The 19,868-nt window shown below is 72.5% G+C and carries 16 protein-coding genes; all 16 read right to left on the reverse strand.

The features are described from left to right. Positions 1–297 precede the first annotated feature (297 nt). The gene (locus R2S09_RS27210; protein WP_316743834.1) at positions 298–1,986 is read right to left on the reverse strand and encodes a phosphodiester glycosidase family protein; all 1,689 of its coding nucleotides are present in this window, start codon (positions 1,984–1,986) and stop codon (positions 298–300) included. A 372-nt stretch (positions 1,987–2,358) separates the two neighbouring features. Beyond that, entirely contained in the window at positions 2,359–3,366 is a 1,008-nt protein-coding gene (locus R2S09_RS27215; RefSeq protein WP_316743836.1) for a sugar phosphate isomerase/epimerase family protein, read from the reverse strand. 31 nt (positions 3,367–3,397) lie between these two features. Next, complete coding sequence (locus R2S09_RS27220; RefSeq protein WP_316743838.1) at positions 3,398–4,783, reverse strand: alkaline phosphatase family protein; 1,386 nt, start codon at positions 4,781–4,783, stop codon at positions 3,398–3,400. Continuing rightward, complete coding sequence (gene eboE / locus R2S09_RS27225; protein WP_316743840.1) at positions 4,780–5,946, reverse strand: metabolite traffic protein EboE; 1,167 nt, start codon at positions 5,944–5,946, stop codon at positions 4,780–4,782. The genes R2S09_RS27220 and eboE overlap by 4 nt, the downstream gene beginning before the upstream one ends. Positions 5,947–5,948: 2 nt before the next feature. Continuing rightward, a complete protein-coding gene (locus tag R2S09_RS27230) occupies positions 5,949–6,815 on the reverse strand; it encodes a TatD family hydrolase (RefSeq protein WP_316743842.1) in 867 nt (288 codons plus the stop codon). Then, complete coding sequence (locus R2S09_RS27235) at positions 6,815–7,534, reverse strand: EboA domain-containing protein (protein ID WP_316743844.1); 720 nt, start codon at positions 7,532–7,534, stop codon at positions 6,815–6,817. Before R2S09_RS27235 ends, R2S09_RS27230 begins: the two co-directional genes overlap by 1 nt. After that, on the reverse strand, positions 7,531–8,514 hold the full coding sequence (locus tag R2S09_RS27240; RefSeq protein WP_316743846.1) for a sugar phosphate isomerase/epimerase family protein: 984 nt from the start codon (positions 8,512–8,514) through the stop codon (positions 7,531–7,533). The genes R2S09_RS27235 and R2S09_RS27240 overlap by 4 nt, the downstream gene beginning before the upstream one ends. Continuing rightward, positions 8,511–9,395: an SCO3242 family prenyltransferase gene (locus R2S09_RS27245; RefSeq protein WP_316743848.1), complete on the reverse strand. Its 885-nt coding sequence runs from the start codon at positions 9,393–9,395 to the stop codon at positions 8,511–8,513. Before R2S09_RS27245 ends, R2S09_RS27240 begins: the two co-directional genes overlap by 4 nt. Before the next feature lie 491 nt (positions 9,396–9,886). Beyond that, on the reverse strand, positions 9,887–11,068 hold the full coding sequence (locus tag R2S09_RS27250) for an inositol-3-phosphate synthase (protein ID WP_306191289.1): 1,182 nt from the start codon (positions 11,066–11,068) through the stop codon (positions 9,887–9,889). Positions 11,069–11,167: 99 nt separating this feature from the next. Next, the gene (locus R2S09_RS27255) at positions 11,168–11,968 is read right to left on the reverse strand and encodes a ThuA domain-containing protein (RefSeq protein ID WP_316743851.1); all 801 of its coding nucleotides are present in this window, start codon (positions 11,966–11,968) and stop codon (positions 11,168–11,170) included. Between the two features lie 45 nt (positions 11,969–12,013). Continuing rightward, the gene (locus tag R2S09_RS27260) at positions 12,014–13,078 is read right to left on the reverse strand and encodes a substrate-binding domain-containing protein (RefSeq protein ID WP_372337794.1); all 1,065 of its coding nucleotides are present in this window, start codon (positions 13,076–13,078) and stop codon (positions 12,014–12,016) included. A 132-nt stretch (positions 13,079–13,210) separates the two neighbouring features. Beyond that, complete coding sequence (locus R2S09_RS27265; RefSeq protein ID WP_372337795.1) at positions 13,211–14,233, reverse strand: ABC transporter permease; 1,023 nt, start codon at positions 14,231–14,233, stop codon at positions 13,211–13,213. Between the two features lie 35 nt (positions 14,234–14,268). Beyond that, complete coding sequence (locus tag R2S09_RS27270) at positions 14,269–15,780, reverse strand: sugar ABC transporter ATP-binding protein (protein ID WP_316743853.1); 1,512 nt, start codon at positions 15,778–15,780, stop codon at positions 14,269–14,271. 653 nt (positions 15,781–16,433) lie between these two features. Further along, entirely contained in the window at positions 16,434–17,732 is a 1,299-nt protein-coding gene (locus tag R2S09_RS27275; protein WP_316743855.1) for a Gfo/Idh/MocA family oxidoreductase, read from the reverse strand. Positions 17,733–17,854: 122 nt separating this feature from the next. Continuing rightward, positions 17,855–19,036: an ROK family transcriptional regulator gene (locus tag R2S09_RS27280; protein WP_306191284.1), complete on the reverse strand. Its 1,182-nt coding sequence runs from the start codon at positions 19,034–19,036 to the stop codon at positions 17,855–17,857. Positions 19,037–19,369: 333 nt separating this feature from the next. Beyond that, positions 19,370–19,868, reverse strand: a 499-nt coding sequence (locus R2S09_RS27285; RefSeq protein WP_399144769.1) for an OmpL47-type beta-barrel domain-containing protein, incomplete at its 5' end; no start/stop codon positions are given.

Raw genomic sequence — 19,868 nt, forward strand, 5'->3', positions numbered from 1 at the left:
GCCGTGGGCGATCCGGGGAGCGCGTCACCGGGGTGGGGGCTTGGGCGTGCTGGGCGGAGCTGTGCCTGTGCGGCGCCGCGACAGGGCCCTCGCGCGTTACGCTTGTCGCGAACACGTCAATAGAAGCAGCGAATACCCCTCGTCCGAAAGGGGTTTCGGGCACCGTCTGTGGTCCAGTCCACTGGCCGACCAGCGGACCTGTGCCGATTCCGGAAAACGCCCCGGAACTTCCGGCGCCTGAAATTCCCCGCGCCCGCGGTGCCCTGCCGGGGCGCCCGCGGGCGCGGCGTCGCGGGGTCAGTTCCTGTCGGGCAGGATCAGCAGCGCGTCTCCGACGGGGCGTTCGCCGGTGGCGTCGGACGGGTGGTTGAGGACGGTGTGGTCGGCGACCAGGGTGGTCGAGCCGCCGCCGTCGAGGTTCATCGCGTCGCGCAGTCCGAGGGCCTTGGCGACCTCGGCGCTCTCGGTGATGCTGAGCCCGAGTGCGCCGGTGCTGCGTCCGTCGGCGGTGACGAGCACGGTCCGGCCGGCGGCGTCCACGCCGGCCAGCGTGCGCGGGTTGCGCTTGTGCACCCAGCCGTAGTACCAGCTCGGGTCGCCCGGGTGCACCATGCCGTCGGTGGCCGGGGTGACGTGGAGCCGCCCGTCGCGGACCAGTTCGGGGCCGCCGTTCACGATGTCGGTCGTGGGTGAGGGCTTCACCGGGTGCCCGTGCCCGTCCAGCAACGTCGTGCTGATGTGCAGACGGTGGCCCGCCTGCGCCAGGGCGGTCAGCTCCGCGACGCGCCGTCCGGTCGCCTGTACGGAGCTGCCGCCCGCCGGAAGCGGGCCGCCGCGCGGCGAGCGCAGCTGTACGACCCGGCCGTGGGCGTCCAGCACGGCCTCCGCTCCCTCACCCTGCGGCGTGCGCTGACCGAAGTCGGGGGTGAAGGCCACGAGTTCGTCGGGGTTGGTGCACGTCACGTCGTGCAGCGGCAGTGAGGTCGGGATGTCGTGCTCGCCGCCGCAGTTCCGGATCAGGCCCGGTACCCGGTTGATGCCGGTCAGGCTCAGCGAGGTGTCCGCGCCGACGACCCGCCCCCGCCAGGTGAACCGGGCGATCTCCGACTGCCGGCCGTTGCCGTGGATCACCAGGCCGGGGCGTCCGTTCACCGGTTCGCTGAGCAGGCGTCCGTCGTACACGCCGACGCCGGCCGGGTCACCCGGGGCGCCCGCGTTGGGGTCGAGGACGAAGAAGCCGGCGTTGACCGCCGCGGTCGCGCCGGCCGCGTTCGACAGTTCGCTGGTCGTCTCGCGGTTCTCCAGGTCGGGGCCGTACGACGCCTCGAGGCTGCCGCGGAACCGGCGGGGGTCGATGGTGAGCACGTCGATGTGCCACGGGCCCCGGTCCGTGGCATCGCCGTCCCAGCCGGTGTACACGGCGGATCCCGTGTATCCGGCCGCCTTCAGCCGCCCGCGTTCGTCCGTCGCGGCGGACTGCGTGTCGTACCGTCCGACCCGGACCCGCCACCCGAGCGTGCCGCCGGCGTAGTCGGCCGTCTTCGGCGTGGTGACCTGCTCGACCCGGGGGCTGAAGCCGTCCCGCTCCAGCCGGCCGGCCAGTTCGTCGGCGCTCGCCCTGTCCTTCAGGGCGGTCGGCGGGGCGTCGGGGTCCGGTGAGGTGTCACCGCCGGGGATGGACACCTCTACGGTCCAGCCGAGCGCCGGGTCGGACTCTCCGCGCACGATGCGGGTGAGGGTGACACCGGGCTGCAGGGTTGTCGTCGTACGCGTCTCGGTGAGGTCGGAGGGGCCCAGCGGCAGGGCGTCCGGCGGGTAGGCGTGCCGGCCCGGTTGCGGGTTCGAACGGAGGGCCGTGGGGCCCGGGGCGCCCATGGAGCCCGTGAGGTCCATGGACGCCTGCGCCGGTGTCACGCCGGCCATGACGAGGCCGCCGAGTACGCCGAGGACCCCGGCCGCGCCGCACAGTCTCTTGCTCTTCTTCATCTGCTCCGCCTGGAAGGAATGGACGAATGGCCGGGACGAGGCCGTGCTGAGTCGAGCAGGACAAGAGCGCACGCCGAAGTCGAGCATGACAACGCGCCGGGAACGCCGGACCAATATCGGCTGCGGCCCGGCACCCGTCAAGGTCGCCTGCCCTGCCCCTGGAGCCCCTCCAGTTCCCGGGCGGGTCCGCGGCGCGGTGGGCGTGGGAGCACTGCTTGCACGGCACTGCCGCAGCGGCGCACCGTGCGGTCCGATCAGTCGCCCGCGACCGCGCGGGCGCGGTGACCGGCAGGGACTCTCGCGGGCACGCGAGGGTCCCGTGCCTCACCGGACCACGAGGGCGCCCGCAACGAAGCCCCGGCCGTCACCTCGTCAGTCGCCGGACGAGAACGCCGAGTCGAAGGACCGCGCCGACGGCTCGATCGCCACCAGACCCCGGATGAACTTCAGGGCGTCCGGGGCGCCGGCCAGGCGGTCCATGCCGGCGTCCTCCCACTCCACCGAGATCGGGCCGTCGTAGCCGATGGAGTTGAGCATGCGGAAGCAGGCCTCCCAGGGGACGTCCCCGTGGCCGGTGGAGACGAAGTCCCAGCCGCGGCGCGGGTCCCCCCACGGCAGGTGGGAGCCGAGGCGGCCGTTGCGCCCGTTGAACCGCTTGACCGATTCCTTGCAGTCCACGTGGTAGATGCGGTCCTTGAAGTCCCACAGGAAGCCGACCGGGTCCAGGTCCTGCCAGACGAAGTGGGACGGGTCGAAGTTGAGCCCGAACGCCTCCCGGTGGCCGATCGCCTCCAGGGTGCGCACCGTCGACCAGTAGTCGTAGGCGATCTCGGAAGGGTGGACCTCGTGGGCGAAGCGCACGCCGACCTCGTCGAAGACGTCGAGGATGGGGTTCCACCGCTCGGCGAAGTCCGCGTAGCCGCGCTCGATCATCTCCGGCGGTACGGGTGGGAACATCGCCACCGTGTGCCAGATGGAGGAACCCGTGAAGCCGACGACCGTTTCCACCCCGAAGGCCGCGGCGGCGCGTGCGGTGTCCTTGATCTCCTGGGCGGCGCGCTGCCGGACGCCCTCCGGTTCACCGTCGCCCCAGATGCGGGCGGGGAGGATGCCCTTGTGGCGTTCGTCGATGGGGTGGTCGCAGACGGCCTGGCCCGTCAGGTGACAGGAGAGGGTCCAGCAGCGCAGGTTGTACTTCTCCAGCAGGGCGCGGCGGCGCGGGATGTAGTCGTCGTCGGCCAGGGCCTTGTCGACCTCGAAGTGGTCGCCCCAGCAGGCGATCTCCAACCCGTCGTAGCCCCACTTCGCCGCCAGCCGGCAGACCTCCTCGAACGGCATGTCGGCCCACTGGCCGGTGAACAGGGTGATCGGGCGTGGCATCTCGGTTCCTCCGGTGGTTCGTCGCTCGGTTTCAGTTCGCCAGGTCGGCCAGGCGCAGCAGCAGGTCCTTCACCTCGGTGGCGTCGTAGTGGTCACGCGCCTCGTCGGGCCGGGAGCACAGCAGTACGGGGCCGTCGTCGGGGTGGTCGGGCAGGCGGCCGTGGCTGCCGCGCACCGGGGACGGGTCGAGGGGGACGACGCTCATGCGGTAGCGCATGCCGAGCTTCTTGCGGGCGAGCGCCGCGGCGGCGCGCAGCTTGACCGTGGGGTCCTTGGGGTCCATGAACAGCTCGGCCGGGTCGTATCCCGGTTTGCGGTGGATCTCGACCAGGCGGGCGAAGTCCGGGGCGTGGTCGTCGTCGAGCCAGTAGTAGTAGGTGAACCAGGAGTCCGGCTCGGCGACGGCGACGAGGTCGCCGGCGCGCGGGTGGTCGATGCCGTACGCCTTCTTGCCGGCCTCGGTGAGCACCTCGGCCACGCCGTCGGTGCCGGCCACCAGTTCGCGGACGCGTTCGGTGTCGGCCGGGTCGGCGACGTAGACGTGGGCGACCTGGTGGTCGGCGACGGCGAAGGCGGCCGACGTCCACGGGTCGAGGTATTCCATGCCGTCCTGGGTGTGGACGTGCAGCAGCCCGGCCCGGCGCAGGACGCGGTTGATGTCCACCGCCCGGGAGACGTTCGTGATGCCGTACTCGGACAGGGCGACGACGGTGACCGAGCGTGCGGCGGCGGCGTCGAGCAGCGGGGCGAGGACGCGGTCGACGTCGGCAGCGGCAGCGGCGGCGCGGGGGTCGTCGGGTCCGTACCGCTGGAGGTCGTAGTCGAGGTGGGGGACGTAGACGAGGGTGAGGTCGGGGGCCTGGGTGGTGAGGATGTGCCGGGCGGCTTCGGCGATCCACCGGGAGGAGGTGAGGGAGGCGGTCGGTCCCCAGTAGGTGAACAGCGGGAACGTGCCCAGTTCGGCGGTGAGTTCGTCGTGCAGCTGCGGCGGGTACGTGTAGCAGTCGGGTTCCTTGCGGCCGTCGGAGTAGTAGATCGGCCGTGGCGTGACGGTGAGGTCGACGTCGGCGCCCATGGCGTACCACCAGCAGATGTTGGCCACACGGTAGCCGGGGTGGGCGCGCCGCGCCGCCTCCCACAGCTTCTCCCCGCCGACGAGGGCGTTGTGCTGCCGCCACAGGAGCACTTCGCCGAGTTCGCGGAAGTACCAGCCGTTGCCGACGATGCCGTGGCCGGTGGCGGGCTGCCCGGTGAGCAGGGTGGACTGCACGGTGCAGGTGACGGCGGGGAAGGCGGTGTCGAGACGCGAGGTGAAGCCCGCCTCGCCCAGGGCGCGCAGCCGGGGCATGTGGGCGAGCAGCCGGGGGGTGAGGCCGACGACGTCGAGGACGAGGAGGGGTGTGGGGCCGGGGCTCATGGGGCGACCTCCTTCAGGCCGAGAGAGATCAGGTGGTCGCGGGTGAAGGCGAGTTCGGCCGCGATGCCGTCGGCGAGGGCGTCGGGGCCCTGCGGCCGGGCGGCCTCGGGGAGCACTCCCCAGGTGTAGGTCTCGGCCTCCACGTGTGCGGTGCGGGCGGTGTCCCCGCCGAGCAGGGCGGCGAGGGTCGCCTCCAGTTCGGGGCGGGTGGTGGTCAGCGGCGGCTCCGGGTCGGCGTGCAGCGGCACGTGGAAGTGGACGCGCCACGGGTCGCGGCCGGGCAGGCCGCCGGCGAGGGCGTCGTCCAGGTCGTCCACGGCCCGGGGCGGGGCGCCCTGCTCGCGGACCTGGTGCAGGAAGCGGGGCTCGGCGAACCGGGCCAGTGCCGCCCGGGTGGCCGGATCGGACGGGTCGGCGGCCTGGAGGGCGCAGGACGCCTGGGTCTTGACCACCGTCAGTCCGGCCGCCTCCAGGCGGGCGAGCGCGGCGGCCGGCTCCTCGAAGCCGACCGCCAGGTGGCAGGCGTCCAGGCAGACGCCGATGCGGTCGGTGTCCACACGGGCGAGGTGCCGGACGGCCTCGGCGGTGGTCTCGACGACGCAGCCCGGCTCGGGTTCCAGGCCGACCCTGATCGTCCGGCCGGTGTCGGCGGCGAGGTCGGCGAGGCCGTCGGCCAGTGTGTCGAGCGTTCGGGCGGCCTGGTCGGCCTGTCCGGCCGTCCACGGGGTCCGCCAGCCCAGGGGCACGGTGGAGACGCTGCCGTGCGCGGCGTCCTCGGGCAGCAGCGCGGCGAGCACACGGGCGAGGTCGAGGGTGTAGTGCAGCCGGTCGGGCTCGGTCCAGTCCGGCCGGTAGACGGCGTGCTTGACGACGGGGTCGTGGAAGCCGCGGTAGGGGAAGCCGTTGAGGGTGACGACCTCCAGGCCGCGGGCGGTCAGCTCCCGGCGGAGGCCGCCGACCGCCGCGTCGTCCGCGGCGAGGGCCGCCGCGGCGTCGCGGGCCAGCCACAGGCCCAGGCCGAGGACGGGGGCGCCCAGCCGCTCGCGCACCGGCTCGGCGTGCCGGGCCAGTTGGGCCAGCACCCCGTCGAGGTCCTCGGCGGGGTGGACGTTGGTGCAGTACGCGAGGTGGACCACCGTGCCGTCGGGGTGGAGCAGACGCACCGCTACACCTCCGCCCGGACGCCGCGCAGCACGGAGTTGCCCTCGTAGGTGGCGTCGGCGCCGGCCGCGTCCGAGTCCTCGAGCTCCAGCTTGCCGCTCTGGCCGTAGAACGCGACGGGGTTGCGCCACAGGACGGTGTCCACCTCGTCGGCGGTGAAGCCGGCGGCGAGCATGGCGTCCGCGGTCTTCCGGGTCTTCAAAGGGTCGCTCCGGCCCCAGTCCGCGGCCGAGTTGACGAGGACCCGCTCGGTGCCGAACTCGCGCAGCACGGCGACCATGCGGCGCTCGTCCATCTTGGTGTCGGGGTAGATGGAGAACCCCATCCAGCAGCCGGAGCCGGCGACCTGCCGTACCGTCACCTCGTTGAGGTGGTCGACGACGACGCGCTCGGGGGCGATTCCCGACTCCTTCACCACGGCCAGGGTGCGGTCCACGCCCGCCGCCTTGTCGCGGTGCGGGGTGTGCACCAGAGCCGGCAGGTCGTGGGTGACGGCGAGCTGCAGCTGCGCGGCGAACGCCTCGTCCTCCTCGGGCGTCATCGAGTCGTAGCCGATCTCGCCGACGGCGACCACACCGTCCTTGGGCAGGTAGCGCGGCAGGTGCTGGAGCACCTCCGCGCAGCGCGGGTCGTTGGCCTCCTTGGGGTTCAGGGCGATGGTGCAGTGGTGGCGGATGCCGAACTGGGCGGCGCGGAAGGGCTCCCAGCCGATGAGGGAGTCGAAGTAGTCCAGGAAGCTGCCCACGGAGGTGCGCGGCTGGCCGAGCCAGAACGCGGGCTCCACCAGGGCGCGTACGCCGGCCGCGTGCATCGCCTCGTAGTCGTCGGTGGTGCGCGAGGTCATGTGGATGTGCGGGTCGAAGATGCGCATCACGCCTCCCGGTGGCTGGGACGGTCGGTGGTCGAGGAGGTCGCGGTGGCGGGGGTGGTCGCGGTGGAGACGTCCTGAAGGTCCCGGGGGCCGGGCACGGTCACGTCCGGGAAGAGCGCGAGGACCGGAGCGATGTCGTCGGGCACGGTGCGTCCCGCGGCCCTGCGCTCGTGGGCGAACGCGGCCATCATGCGGGCCGTTTCCACGTCCGCCCGGCCGGGCAGACCCGGCAGCGCGGCCAGCGGAATGCCGGTGAAGACGCACTTGAGCACGCCCTGGCGGTAGGTTTCCGCGTCCAGGTGGTCGGTCGCGTAGTCGCCGAGGGCCGCCGCGATCAGCCGGGTGTCGTTGGTGCGCAGGGCGTCACGCACGAGCGGCAGCGCGCCGTCACCGACGGGCAGCAGGGGCAGGGCGCGCAGCACGGCGCGCCGCTCGGCCGCGTCACCGGTGCGGTAGAGCTCGCCGATCTCCTCCAGCAGCGGGGCGCCGGTCAGGGGCAGGGCGGCCAGCAGGAGTGCGCGGGCCGCGTCGTCCACCGTCCAGCCGTACGGGTCGGCGGGGTCCAGCGGGCCGCGTCCGCAGCGGCGTCCGGCCAGCGGGAACAGACCGCAGACGACTCCCGGTTCGGCGGCGACCGAGGCGCACGCGCCGGCGAGCCACTTCGAGCCCTGCTCGGTCATCCGGTCGGTCAGAGTGGTTCTGAGGTGATCGGGGGTCATGCCATCTCCTCCTCACGACGGACCGCGCGACGGATCGCGGGGTCGCACGAGCGCAGGAAGTCCAGGGAGCGGCGGGCCACGCCCGGGGCGTCGTGGCTGTGCCGGGGAAGTTCCACGGCGACCAGCCCTCGGTAGCCGACCTCGTCGAGGGCGCTGAGCACGGGCGGGAAGTCGATCTCGCCGCTGCCGAACTCCAGGTGCTCGTGGGTGCCCCGGCGCATGTCGTCGATCTGCACGTTCACCAGCCGGTCGCCTGCCCGGCGCACGCACTCGGGCACCGGGTACGGCTCCAGGCAACGGCAGTGGCCGATGTCGAGGGTCAGGCCGAACGGCGCCGGGTCACCGAGCGCGGAGGCCAGCCTGGTGTACTCGTCGATGCTCTCCACGAGCATCCCCGGTTCGGGTTCGAAGCCCAGTGGTACGCCCGCCTTCTCCGCCGCCTCGACGGCGTCCGCGCATCCGGCGACCAGCCGGTCCCAGGCCGTGCGCGGGTCGAGCCGGGCGGGTCTGACGCCGGCCCAGAAGGAGACGGCCTGCGCGCCGAGGTCCGCGCCGACGGCCACCGCCCGGCGCAGGAAGTCCACCCTGCGTTCCCGTCCTTCGGCCGCCAGCAGGGTGGGCTCGTGCTTGTGCCAGGGGTCGAGCAGGTAGCGGGCCCCGGTCTCGACGACGACGGTGAGCCCGAGACGGTCCAGCTGCCGGGCGAGGGCCGCGGTCCGCGCGGCCAGGCCGGGAGCGAAGGGGTCGAGGTGGTGGTGGTCGAGGGTGAGCGCCACGCCGTCGTAGCCGAGGTCGGCGATGACGGTGAGCGCGTCCTGGAGACGGTGATTGGAGAAACCGTTGGTGCCGAACCCGTAGCGCAGGGCGGGCTCGGCGGATGTCACGGGCACGGCGGACGGCGCGGGCTGCGTGGTCGTGACGGGCTCCGGGGTCGTGACGGGCGCGGCGGTCGTGGTGTCGCGGTCGTGTGGTGCGCTCATGTCGGGGACACCCGCCTGGACAGGGCTCGGGCCAGCGGGAAGGCCGCGGCGAGCGGAAGGGCGGAGCGAAGGGCGCCCGCGCCCGCGGTGAGCGCGACCTGGAGCGGGATCAGGCCGAGGATTCCCGCGCCCACGGCCGTGCGGACCGTGCCGGGTGAAGGGTCGGCGACCGCCTGTGCCTGGGCGCGTCCGGCCGTCGCGCCGTACGCGAGAAGGCCGCCGACGACGCCCAGTCGGTGCCGGCGGCCCGTGCCGTGGCGGCGGGCGGGGCCGGCGCCGAGCGCCGTCGCCGCCGCGACGGCTGTGGTGGCCGCGAGTGTCGTCCGGGGCAGCCACGGCTGCGCGCCGGTGACCTCGGCACGGCTGAGCGCGGTGACGGCGAGGGTGTGCCCGGCGACGGTCGCGGCCGCCGGGAGGACGGACCGCGTCCGGCCCGCGCGGGCGCCGAGCAGGACGTCGAGCCCCCGGGCGGCGGCCATCACCGCGGGGCCCACCGGGCGGGGCTTGGCCCACAGGTCGTACGCCCAGACGGTCGCCGCGAGGGGCACGGCGACGCCGAGCGCGCGACGGCCGTCGGCGGCCGCGGCCAGGCCGAGGGAGGCCGTGGTCAGGGCCACGGCGGTGCCCAGGGCGACGGGTGCGGCCACGCGGCCGGAGGGGATCGGCCGTTCGGGGCGTTCGACCGCGTCCAGGTCGCGGTCGGCCCAGTCGTTGAGCGCCATCCCGGCCCAGTACAGGCAGACCGAGGAGGCGGCCAGAACGGCCGTGGACAGATCGGGGCGCTGGCCGGCGGCGGCCGCTCCCGCCAGGACGTCCCCCGGCACGGTGAGCGCGGCCGGCGCGCGCACCAGTTCGGCCAGGTCGCGCAGCCGCGGTCGCAACGACGGCTTCCCGGCCGGATCGGACCCGACAGCCCCGGAGGCCCCGGCAGACCCAACGGGTCCGGCCCCGGCAGATCCAGATCCTGCGGACCCGGCGGCTCCGGCAGGCCCGGCCCCGGCAGACCAAGATCCTGCGGACCCAGCGGCCCCGGCAGACCCGAAGGCTCCAGTCGACCCAATCGCCCCAGCGGGCACGGCAGATCCGGCGGACCCAACAGGCCCAATGGGCCCGGCCCCCGCTGACCCAGATCCGGCGGACCTGGCGGACCCCGCGGGACCGGCAGCCCCGGTAGACCCAATGGCCTCGGCAGACCCGGCAGCAGACCCGGAGGCCCCCGCGGACCCGGCGGGTCCAACGGATCCTGCGGATTCTGCGGGCCCGGTGGCTGTGGGCCCCGGGTGCGGACCTCCGGCCTGGTCGACGCCCGGCCCCGTGTCCCCGGCCCCCCTCCGGGCGGGGCCCGGGTCGGGCCGGAGCGTGGGCGGGCGGGTCACAGCCCGGCCCCGAGCCGAGCGGCGAAGGCCCGCAGCGTCTCGTACTGGCTCATCACGGCGTGGTCGCCGCCTGCGGCGGGGTCCTTGAAGACGGGGTCCTTGAAGAAGAAGGCCAGTTCGCCGAGGGGGCCGGAGATGCCCCGCTCATGGGCGCGGGCCGTCAGCCGGGCGAGGTCGAGCACCAGGGGCGCGGCCAGTGCCGAGTCGCAACCGGCCCACGTGAACTGGAGGTTCATCCGTACGCCGAGGAACCCCTCGAAGGTCACGTGGTCCCAGGCGGTCTTCCAGTCGCCGAGGGAGGGCACGTAGTCGATGTGGACCTCGCCCTCGACGGGGTGTCCGAGCGTCTCGGCGAGCACCCGCTGCTTGGAGGCGGTCTTGCTGGCCATCGCGGCCGGGTCGGCGAGGGTCTCGCCGTCGCCGCCGCCGAGCAGGTTGGTGCCGGACCAGGCCCGTACCCGCAGGCCGCGGGCGGCGAACATCGGGCCGAGGGTCGCCTTGAGCAGGGTCTCCCCGGTCTTGCCGTCGTTCCCGGCGTACGGCAGGCCGGCCTGCTCGGCCAGCTCCCGCAGGGCCGGGATCCGCATGCCGGCGGAGGGCGTGAAGTCGACGTGCGCGCACCCGGACGTGATCGCGGCCAGGGCGTACAGGGAGCTGGACGGCAGTACGTCCTCACCGGCGTCGAGCGCGGCGCGCAGGGCCTGTGCCGAGCTGTGTGCCGGGTGCGCCGTCACGACCGGTTCGGTCGAGGAGACGTTGACGACGACCACGCGTGCGAGGCCGTGCCGCTCGCGGAAGGCGGTGATGTCGGCGCGGATCGCCTCGACGGCGTCCGCCTGGCTGGTGTCCGGGCCCGGGAGAGGGGCCGGGCGTATCTCGGCGTCGGCCGCGGCCAGGTCGTCGTGGACGGCCGTGGGCAGCCCGTGGGGCAGCACCCCGGCCTCCACCAGTTGCTCGGCCCGTTTGGGCAGGGGGGTGCAGGCGATGTCGTGGCCCCCGAAGACCAGGCCGGACAGGGCGGGCAGGCCGGCGTCGGGGAATCCCGGCTGCTCGGTGACGCATCCGGTCGGCCCGGCCAGCCCCGCCCGCAGTGCGGCGGTGCCGGCGACGACCGTGGTGGCCACCGATCCGCGCGCCCCCGCCAACCAGACACCCGTGCGACTGCGCTGATCTGGCATCTCGTCACCTCCGTCGGCCCCGGGCGCGGTCGCGCCCGGCGCCTCGTTCCTCGCTGTCGATGTCGCTGTCCCCGCCTCGCCCGCGGGCGGCCGTGCCGGTCAGTCGGTGCTGTCCGGGTCGCAGTTGAACTTCGCCGCGCCGGCCGTCATCCGGATGCCGCCGAGGATGTGCGACAGGAACAGCGGATCGGCGTAGCTCTCCTTGGTGTGGCCCATTCCGGTGTAGAAGGACCGTCCGCCGTCGTAGGGGTGGCACCATGCGATGGGGTGGTCCTCGCCCATCGACCCGCCGGTGTAGCCGACCGGGTCGTACGTCCGCTCGTCCAGCGTTGCCAGGACACGTACGTTCGGGCGGGGGTTGGAGCGGTAGTTGTACCACTCGTCGGTGCGGATCCAGCGGTTGGGCAGGCCGCGGGTGGCGGCGGTGCCCTGGCCCACGACGTTCACGGTCGCCTGCTGGATGGACGGGTGGTCGCGGAAGTACGCGCCCACCAGGCCGCCGTACCAGGACCAGGTGTAGCCGGAGTCGGCGGCGGCGTGGATGCCGACGTATCCGCCGCCGTGCTCGATGTAGCGCTGGAAGGCGTCCTTCTCGGACTGCTGGTCCAGCGGGTCGCCGGTGGTGGAGACGAAGACGACCGTCTGGTACTTCGCCAGGTCGGCGTCGTTGAACTGGGTGGCGTCCTCGGTGGTGTCGACGGCGAAGCCGTTCTCCTGGCCGAGCTTCTGGATCGCGGCGACGCCGTCGGGGATGGAGTCGTGCCGGTAGCCGGTCGTCTTGGAGAACACCAGTACCTTGAACGCCGGTTCCGCCGCGTGCGCGGTGGTGGCGCCGGCGGCCGCCAGGGGCAGGGCCACGGCGGCCGCGGACAGGAGCGCGACGATACCTCTACGGGACATCATCAACCTTTCGAGACCTGTTGTACGGGGACGGGAGACACTGGGTCAGCTGAAGGCGCCGGGCAGGTACTGGTCGACGTTCTCCTTGGTCACGGTGGCGGAGAACAGGGTCACCGAGGACGGCAGGTCCTCACCGACGAGGTCGTTCATGCCCTTGTGCTGGGCGACGAGCCGGGCGAGCTTGATCGCGGAGGCGGACATGTTCGACGGGTAGACGACCGTGGCCTTGAGCACGGAGTTGTCCGCCTTGATCTCCTGCATGGCGTGCTTGGAGCCGGCGCCGCCGACCATGAAGAACTCGCTGCGGCCCGCCTGCTTGATGGCCGCCTCCACGCCGATGCCCTGGTCGTCGTCGTGGTTCCACACCGCGTCGAGATGCGAGCGTGCCTGCAGCACGTTGCTCATCACCTGCTGGCCGGAGTCGGCGGTGAAGTCGGCGGCCTGCCGGATCCCCACGCGGTAGCCGTACTTGGCCAGGCCCTTCTTGAACCCGGCGCTGCGCTGCTTGGTGAGTTCGAGATTGTCGATTCCGGCGATCTCGCCGATCACGGGCGAGGAGACGCCCTTGGCCTTGAGGGTCCTGCCGATGTAGAGGCCGGCGTTGAGCCCCATGCCGAAGTTGTCGCCGCCGATCCACGTCCGGTACGCGAGGGGTGTGTCGAAGACGCGGTCGACGTTGATGACGGGGATGCCGGCGTCCATCGCCTGCTGGGCGACGGAGGTCAGCGCCTTGCCGTCGAACGGCAGGATGACCAGGACGTCCACCTTCTTGCCGATCAGCGTCTGGACCTGGCTGATCTGCGCGTTGACGTCGTTGGTGCCCTCGACGGCCTCGAAGTGCACATCGGAGTACTGCTTGGCCTGCGCCTGGGCGTTCTTGGTGATGGCCGCCATCCAGCCGTGGTCGGCGGCCGGGGCCGAGAAGCCGATCGTCACCTGCTTGCCCGGCTTGTCGTTGTCGGTGCCGGCCTTGCTCGCGCCCTTGACGTCGTCGGTGGAGGCGTCGCTCTTGTTGCTGGTGCAGCCGGCGACCAGGGCTCCGCCGCCGAGTACCGCGCCACTGAGGAGCAGCCTTCTGCGGTCCATGCCGCCGAGTCCGCGCTTGTCCATCTCGCTGGTCCTTCCCGTCACGGGTGTCCTGTCTGGGTTGTGCCTGCCGTGGTCGATGCGGACGTGCCGCGCGGCTGGGCCGGGGCGGCGCGGTCGGCGGCAGCGGGGACTGGGCCGCCGACCGCGCCGCTGCTACGGGGTCGCGGTCCGGCGTCCGCGCCGCTGGATCAGCACGGCGGCGACGATGATCAGGCCCTTGGCGATCTGCTGGATGTCGGTGGTGAGGTTGTTCAGCACGAAGATGTTGGTGATCGTGGTGAACACCAGGACGCCCAGGATCGAGCCGACGAGCGAGCCCCGGCCGCCGGTCAGCAGCGTCCCGCCGATGATCACCGCGGCGATCGAGTCCAGTTCGTAGAGGTTGCCGAGGTTGCTCGCGCCGGAGGTGGTCCGCGCGGTCAGCATGACCGCGGCGATGCCGCAGCACAGGCCGGACAGGACGTACAGCACCAGGGTGTGGCGGCGCACGTCGAGGCCGGCGAGGCGCGCGGCCTCCTGGTTGCCGCCGATGGCGAACGTCCGGCGGCCGAAGGTGGTGCGGTTGAGCAGTACCCAGCCCAGGGCCACGGCCACCGCCAGGATGTAGACCAGCAGCGGTATGCCGAGCCACTTGGTGGAGGCGATGGAGTTGAACGACTCGACCGTGACCACCTGGGACTGCCGGTCGGAGATCCGCTCGGCCAGTCCGCGGGCGCTCGCCATCATGGCGATCGTGACGATGAACGCCACGATGTTGCCGTAGGAGATGATCAGGCCGTTGATCAGGCCGACGACCGCGCCCACGGCGAGCGCGCAGAAGACCATGCCGCCCAGTCCGTAGGACTGGGTCGCCACGGTGGTGCACCACACGGAGGCGAGCGCCACGATCGCACCGACGGACAGGTCGATGCCGCCGCCGATGATGACGAAGGTCTGGCCGATCGTGATGACCCCGATGACGGCCGCGCTGCTGAGGATCACCAGGGCGTTCTGCCTGGTCGCGAAGTTGCCCGAGGTCAGTGCGCCGATGACGCACAGCAGCACGAGGACGACGAACAGGCCGAGGTTGCGCACCCTGCCCATGTGCCCGAGGAAGGACGGTCCGCTGCCCTTGCCCGGGGACGAGCCGGTCTTCCGGGCGGATCCGGACGGTGATCCCTGGCCGGTGGCGGGCAGCGGACCGCTCCCGCCGGGGGGACTGGTCTGCTGGCTCACGCGGAGCTCCCTTCCATGACGAGGTCGAGCACTTTCGATTCGTCGAGGTCCAGGGCGGCGGCCTCGCGGACCACCCGCCCTTCGCGCATCACGAGGACGCGGTCGGCGAGGCCGAGGACCTCGGGCACCTCGCTGGAGACGAGGAGCACGCCGACTCCCGAGTCGGCGAGCCGCCGGATGAGTGTGTAGAGCTCGGCCCGCGCGCCGACGTCGACGCCACGGGTGGGTTCGTCCAGCAGCAGCAGCCGGCAGTCCTTGAGCAGCCAGCGGGCGACGACGGCCTTCTGCTGGTTGCCGCCGGACAGGGTGCGCACCGGCCGGGTCGGGTCGGGGGGCCGCAGGTCGAGGCTGCGGACCGCTTCCGTCGTGGCGGCCAGCTCGGAGCGGGAGTCGAGGAATCCGGCGCGGGCGAAGCGCCGCAGCGAGGACATGGAGACGTTGTGGGCGATGGAGGAGTGCAGGAACAGCGCCTGGCTCTTGCGTTCCTCCGGGGCGAGCCCGATGCCGGCCCGGACGGCGGCGGTGATGCTGCCGGGTCGCAGCGCGGTCCCGGCCACGCTGATGTGCCCCGAGGCCGGGCGCCGGGCCCCGTAGACCGTTTCGAGGATCTCCGAGCGGCCGGAGCCGACCAGGCCCGCCAGCCCGACGATCTCGCCGGCCCGGACGGTGAAGGACACGTCGCGGAACTCCCCCGGGCGGCTGATCCCCTCGACCTCCAGAAGGGCCGGGCGCTCCTTGCGGCCCGGGCTCTGCGGCCTCGGGGGGAAGACGTACTCGACGGTGCGGCCGGTCATCAGCGAGACCAGCTCGGAGGTGGGGGTGGTGCGCGCGGGCAGTCCGCGGGCGACCGTGCGGCCGTCCTTGAGGACGGTGACGCGGTCCCCGATCCGGCGGATCTCCTCCATGCGGTGCGAGATGTAGACGACGGCCACGCCGGCGGCGGTGAGGTCGCCGATGACGCGGAAGAGGTTGTCCACCTCGTCGTGGGCGAGGACGGCGGACGGCTCGTCCATGATGATGAGCCTCGTGTCGTGCGAGAGGGCGCGGGCCATGGACACGAGCTGCTTGCCGGCCGAGGACAGCTCGCCCACCTCGCGCGTGACGGGTATCTCCGGGTGCCCGAGCCTGCCCAGCAGGTGCCGGGCGGCCTCGTGCATCCGTGAGCGCTGGGTGAAGCCCAGCCGGGACTGCTCGTGCCCCAGGTAGATGTTCTCCGCGACCGTCAGACCGTCGGCCAGGTCGAGTTCCTGGTAGATGGTGGCGATCCCGTGGCGCATGGCGGCCGTCGGGGTGGGGAGGGACACCGGCTCGCCCTCCCAGGTGATGTGTCCCGCGTCGGGCTGGTGGGCGCCGGCGAGGACCTTGATGAGCGTCGACTTGCCGGCGCCGTTCTGGCCCAGCAGGCAGTGCACTTCGCCGGCGGCCACGTCGAGGTCGACGCCGTCGAGGGCCCGGACGCCGGGGAACTCCTTGACGACGCCTTGCATCTCGAGCAGCGGGGCACTCATGGGTCTCCCTGTGATGCGGTCTCCGCCGGCCCCGTGAGGGGCGGGTGACGGTTCGTCGACTTGTCGATGGCCCGGGCCGGGCCGGTCGTGGTGTCGGCGGGCCCGGCCGGTCGTGGATTCTCGGCGGTTTCTCGGTACAGGCCGTTCCTGGCTCACACAGCGAGCTGAGAGGAAGGTAGTTCTCACGGCGTTGTTTGAAAAGGGTTCGGGAACCGTCAGAATCGTTCGTGGCCAGAAGCGGCAACAGGTGTAACGCTTTTGGGCAATCGGCTTCGCGGCACGGTGGAATGCCAGGGCGCCCCGTATCGTCCGCCGCTACGCCAACCCACCCGGGTGGTCCTGCCTGTTGCCCTGCTGACCTGGAGGGTTCAGGATCTGGTACGACCGCGCGTCACACGCCCGACGACACACGGAACTCCTCACGCATTGGCGCGCGAACCCTGCATGGAGGCAGGCGGATATTTCGGAGCGTGCGGTCGAATACGCTCCGGATTTCTCCGGCGCCCGCACCTCACGGGCAGTTGGCATCGCCTGTCGCCTCCGGTCCGACCGGCCGGCGAATGGCTGTTGTTCGACCGATCGGATTTCCATCAGATGTTTCCTTGCAAACCTCCTTTTCGTGAACGGAGTGTGGACATCGGCCGCGGCGTCGCTCAGGGTGCGACGGCCACGGGGTCGTCGGTGCCGGACGACGGCGCCTCGGAGCCGGACGACGGCGCCTCGGAGCCGGACGACGCCGGCGGCCCTCCTTGCACCGCTGACTCGTGCGCGACGGGCGTCCACGCGCTGCCGTTCGCCGCACTGTGCTCCACCGCGGCCAGCACCCGCTGCACCCGGAGTCCGTCGGCGAAGGACGGTTCGGGGTCCCGGTCCTCGTCGATGGCCGTCAGCAGATCGCGCACCTGGTGGACGAAGGTGTGGTCGTAACCGAGTCCGTGACCCGGCGGCCACCATCCGTCGAGATAGGGGTGGTCGGGTTCGGTGACCAGGATCCGCCTGAAGCCCGCCGTCTCCGACGCCTCGGTGTGGTCGTGGAAGTCCAGTTCGTTGAGGCGCTCCAGATCGAAGGCGATGCTGCCGCGATCGCCGTTGATCTCGATGCGCAGGGCGTTCTTCCGACCGGCGGCGACCCGCGTGGCCTCGAAGGACGCGATGGCGCCGCCGGGGAACCGGCCGGTGAACAGTGCGGCGTCGTCCACCGTGACGGGCCCGCGTGGGGCCGTCCCGTCGGCGACGGCCGCGAGCCCTGAGGACGCCGCGGGGAGCGGACGTTCGCGGATGAAGGTCTCGGTGAGCGCCGAGACTCCCGTCAGCGGCTCGCCGACGAGGTACTGGGCCAGGTCGACGATGTGGGCTCCGAGGTCGCCCAGCGCACCGGAGCCGGCGTGCTCGCGCTGAAGCCGCCACACCAGGGGGAACTCCGGATCCACGATCCAGTCCTGGAGATACTGTGCACGTACGTGCCGCAGGCTGCCGAGGCGGCCGTCGGCGATGAGGCGGCGGGCGAGGGCCAGCGCCGGTGTGCGCCGGTAGCTGAAGCCCACCATGGAGCGCACGCCGCGACGCGCCGCCGCGGCCGCGGCGGCGGCCATCGCCTCCGCCTCCTCGACGGTGTTGGCGAGCGGCTTCTCGCACAGCACGTGCTTGCCGGCCTCCAGCGCCGCGATCGCGATCTCGGCGTGACTGGATCCCGGGGTGCAGATGTCCACCAGCTGGACGTCGGGCCGGGCGATCAGGGCCCGCCAGTCGGTGTCGGTGGCGGCCCAGAGCTGACGCCGGGCGGCCTCTTCCAGTGCCGCTCGCTCGCGTCCGGCGAGGGCGGCCATGACCGGGCGTCTGGGCAGATCGAAGGCACAGGCGACGGTGCGCCAGGCATGCGAGTGGGCGCGGCCCATGAAGGCGTATCCGACCATGCCCACCCCGATCGTGGGCGAGTCGTGCTGACTGTCCATAGGCGCTCCTGAAGGATGCGTGTGGCGCGGGCAACGGACGCGGGAATCACGTCCGTTCGTGGGGAACGAACGCGGGTGTCACGCCCGTCCGCGGGGAACGGATTCCGGCCGCGCGGGGCTCGTCAGGCCGGTGAGAAGATGTGGTCGCTGATCAGCCGGGTGGCGCCGACGACGCCGGCGACCTGGCCGAGTTCGCCGAGGACGATCGGCAGGTTGCCGGTCGCCAACGGCAGGGACTGCCGGTAGACCTGGGTGCGGATGCTGGCCAGGAGGGTGTGGCCCAGCCCGGTGAGCCCTCCCCCGATGACCACGAGGCCGGGGTTGAAGAAGCTGACCAGGCCGGCGATGACCTGACCGGTGCGGCTGCCGCCCCGGCGGATCAGTTCGAGGGCCGCGGCGTCACCGGCGCCGGCGGCCGCCGAGACGTCCTCCGCGGTCAGCCGTCCGGTCGCCTCGAACCGTCCGGCCAGTTCCGCCGAGCGGCCGCCCTCGGCCAGCGCGGTCGCGTCGCGCACCAGGGCGTTGCCGCCGAAGTGCGCCTCCAGACAACCAGTGTTGCCGCAGGCGCACGGCGGCCCGTCGGGGTCCACCTGGATGTGGCCGATGTCGCCGGCGCTGCCGGTGACACCGCGGTGGACCTCGCCGCCGACGACGATGCCGCAGCCGATGCCGGTCCCCACCTTGACCCACAGGAAGTCGCGCACGGACCGGGCGACACCGGCCTGCTGCTCGCCGAGGGCCATGAGGTTCACGTCGTTGTCGACGAGGACGGGGCAGCCGAGTTCCTGGCTCAGCGCCTCGCGGACGGGGAAGCCGTCCCAGCCCGGCATGATCGGTGGTGCGACGGGGACGCCCTCGGGGAACCGGACGGGTCCCGGGACGCCGATCCCGGCGCCGTCGAAGTGCTCCGCCACGCCCGCCTCGCGCAGCTTGGCGGCCAGGGCGAGCACCCGCTCGAACACGGCGACCGGCCCCTCACGCACGTCCAGCGGCTCGGAAAGGTGGCCGAGCACCTCCAGCTCCGCGTTGGTGACCGCCGCGTCCACCGACGTGGCACCGATGTCCACGCCGAGGAACCGCAGCGACGGAGCGATCCGGACGTTGTGCGAGCGGCGGCCGCCACGGGAGGCGGCCAGACCGTCCTGGACGACGAGGCCCGTCTCCAGCAGCCGGTCGATCTCGACCGCGAGCTTCGAACGCGACAGCTCGACCCGGTCGCCCAGGGCGACCCGGGACTGCGGACCGAGGTCGCGCAACAGGCGGAGCAGCGTGGCCTGGTGGACATTGGCCGGTCGAGCCGTCATACGCCTCACGCCGCCCCTCCCGTCGTCGCCGAAGCCGTACGCGCACCCGGCGCTTCGGGGCGCGACTTTCAAAAGGACCGTAGCACCGTGGTGCCGAACACAAAAGAAGTTGTGCAGCAGTCCGATGAACTTTCATCTCGCAATGGACAAAGCCGGGTTGAAGTCACCGTCGCGCGGGGGTGCGCCGGGATCCGCGTCCGCGGCACGGAGCCGCCGGACGGGTCCTGACGGGGTCCCGACAGCGGGCAGGCCCGATGGAGTGGAGCCGGGCCGGCTCCACTCCATCGGGCCCTGACAGGAGGCGGAGGACGTCGTCTGTCCTCCGCCGTCGGCTCACCGCTCGATACGGGCGGTGTGCGGCTTGCCTACGTCGCAGCGGCCGGCGGCCTTCTTGATGGCGCCGGCCTCCCGCTGGTCGACGACGCCCTCGTGCCGCAGGTCCGCGACGAGTTCCTCGACGGCCGAGACGAATACGCCGTGGCTCGCCCAGGCCGCGTGGTCCTCGATCAGCTCGTTGATCGTGCAGCCGTTCGTCGTGACGCGGTTCGGGATGCCCGTGTCGACCGTGCCGACGAACACCGTCGAACGGTCGTCCGTCTCAGGGCAGTCGGTGGGCGGCTTGCTGTCGACGACGGTCAGGGTCAGCGACTTGGCCGCGGAGGTGTTGCCCGCCTTGTCGGTGGCCCGGTACAGGAAGGTATGGCTGCCCGCGCGGTTGACCGCCACCGGCCCGGAGTACGGCAGGTAGGGACCGCCGTCCAGGGAGTACTCGGTCGCTGCGACGCCCGAACCCGAGTCCGTGGCGGTCACCGTCACCGTCGCGCTGCCCACG

Origin of the sequence: Streptomyces sp. MK7, assembly GCF_032658145.1 — a bacterium.
Classification (GTDB): domain Bacteria; phylum Actinomycetota; class Actinomycetes; order Streptomycetales; family Streptomycetaceae; genus Streptomyces; species Streptomyces spiralis.

Coding starts and splice junctions, on each gene's coding strand:
- R2S09_RS27280 (WP_306191284.1), bottom strand. CDS start 19,036: ATGACGGCTCGACCGGCCAATGTCCACCAGGCCACGCTGCTCCGCCTG.
- R2S09_RS27210 (WP_316743834.1), bottom strand. CDS start 1,986: ATGAAGAAGAGCAAGAGACTGTGCGGCGCGGCCGGGGTCCTCGGCGTA.
- R2S09_RS27230 (WP_316743842.1), bottom strand. CDS start 6,815: ATGCGCATCTTCGACCCGCACATCCACATGACCTCGCGCACCACCGAC.
- R2S09_RS27235 (WP_316743844.1), bottom strand. CDS start 7,534: ATGACCCCCGATCACCTCAGAACCACTCTGACCGACCGGATGACCGAG.
- R2S09_RS27215 (WP_316743836.1), bottom strand. CDS start 3,366: ATGCCACGCCCGATCACCCTGTTCACCGGCCAGTGGGCCGACATGCCG.
- R2S09_RS27255 (WP_316743851.1), bottom strand. CDS start 11,968: ATGTCCCGTAGAGGTATCGTCGCGCTCCTGTCCGCGGCCGCCGTGGCC.
- R2S09_RS27260 (WP_372337794.1), bottom strand. CDS start 13,078: ATGGACAAGCGCGGACTCGGCGGCATGGACCGCAGAAGGCTGCTCCTC.
- R2S09_RS27250 (WP_306191289.1), bottom strand. CDS start 11,068: ATGCCAGATCAGCGCAGTCGCACGGGTGTCTGGTTGGCGGGGGCGCGC.
- R2S09_RS27240 (WP_316743846.1), bottom strand. CDS start 8,514: ATGAGCGCACCACACGACCGCGACACCACGACCGCCGCGCCCGTCACG.
- R2S09_RS27275 (WP_316743855.1), bottom strand. CDS start 17,732: ATGGACAGTCAGCACGACTCGCCCACGATCGGGGTGGGCATGGTCGGA.
- R2S09_RS27270 (WP_316743853.1), bottom strand. CDS start 15,780: ATGAGTGCCCCGCTGCTCGAGATGCAAGGCGTCGTCAAGGAGTTCCCC.
- R2S09_RS27220 (WP_316743838.1), bottom strand. CDS start 4,783: ATGAGCCCCGGCCCCACACCCCTCCTCGTCCTCGACGTCGTCGGCCTC.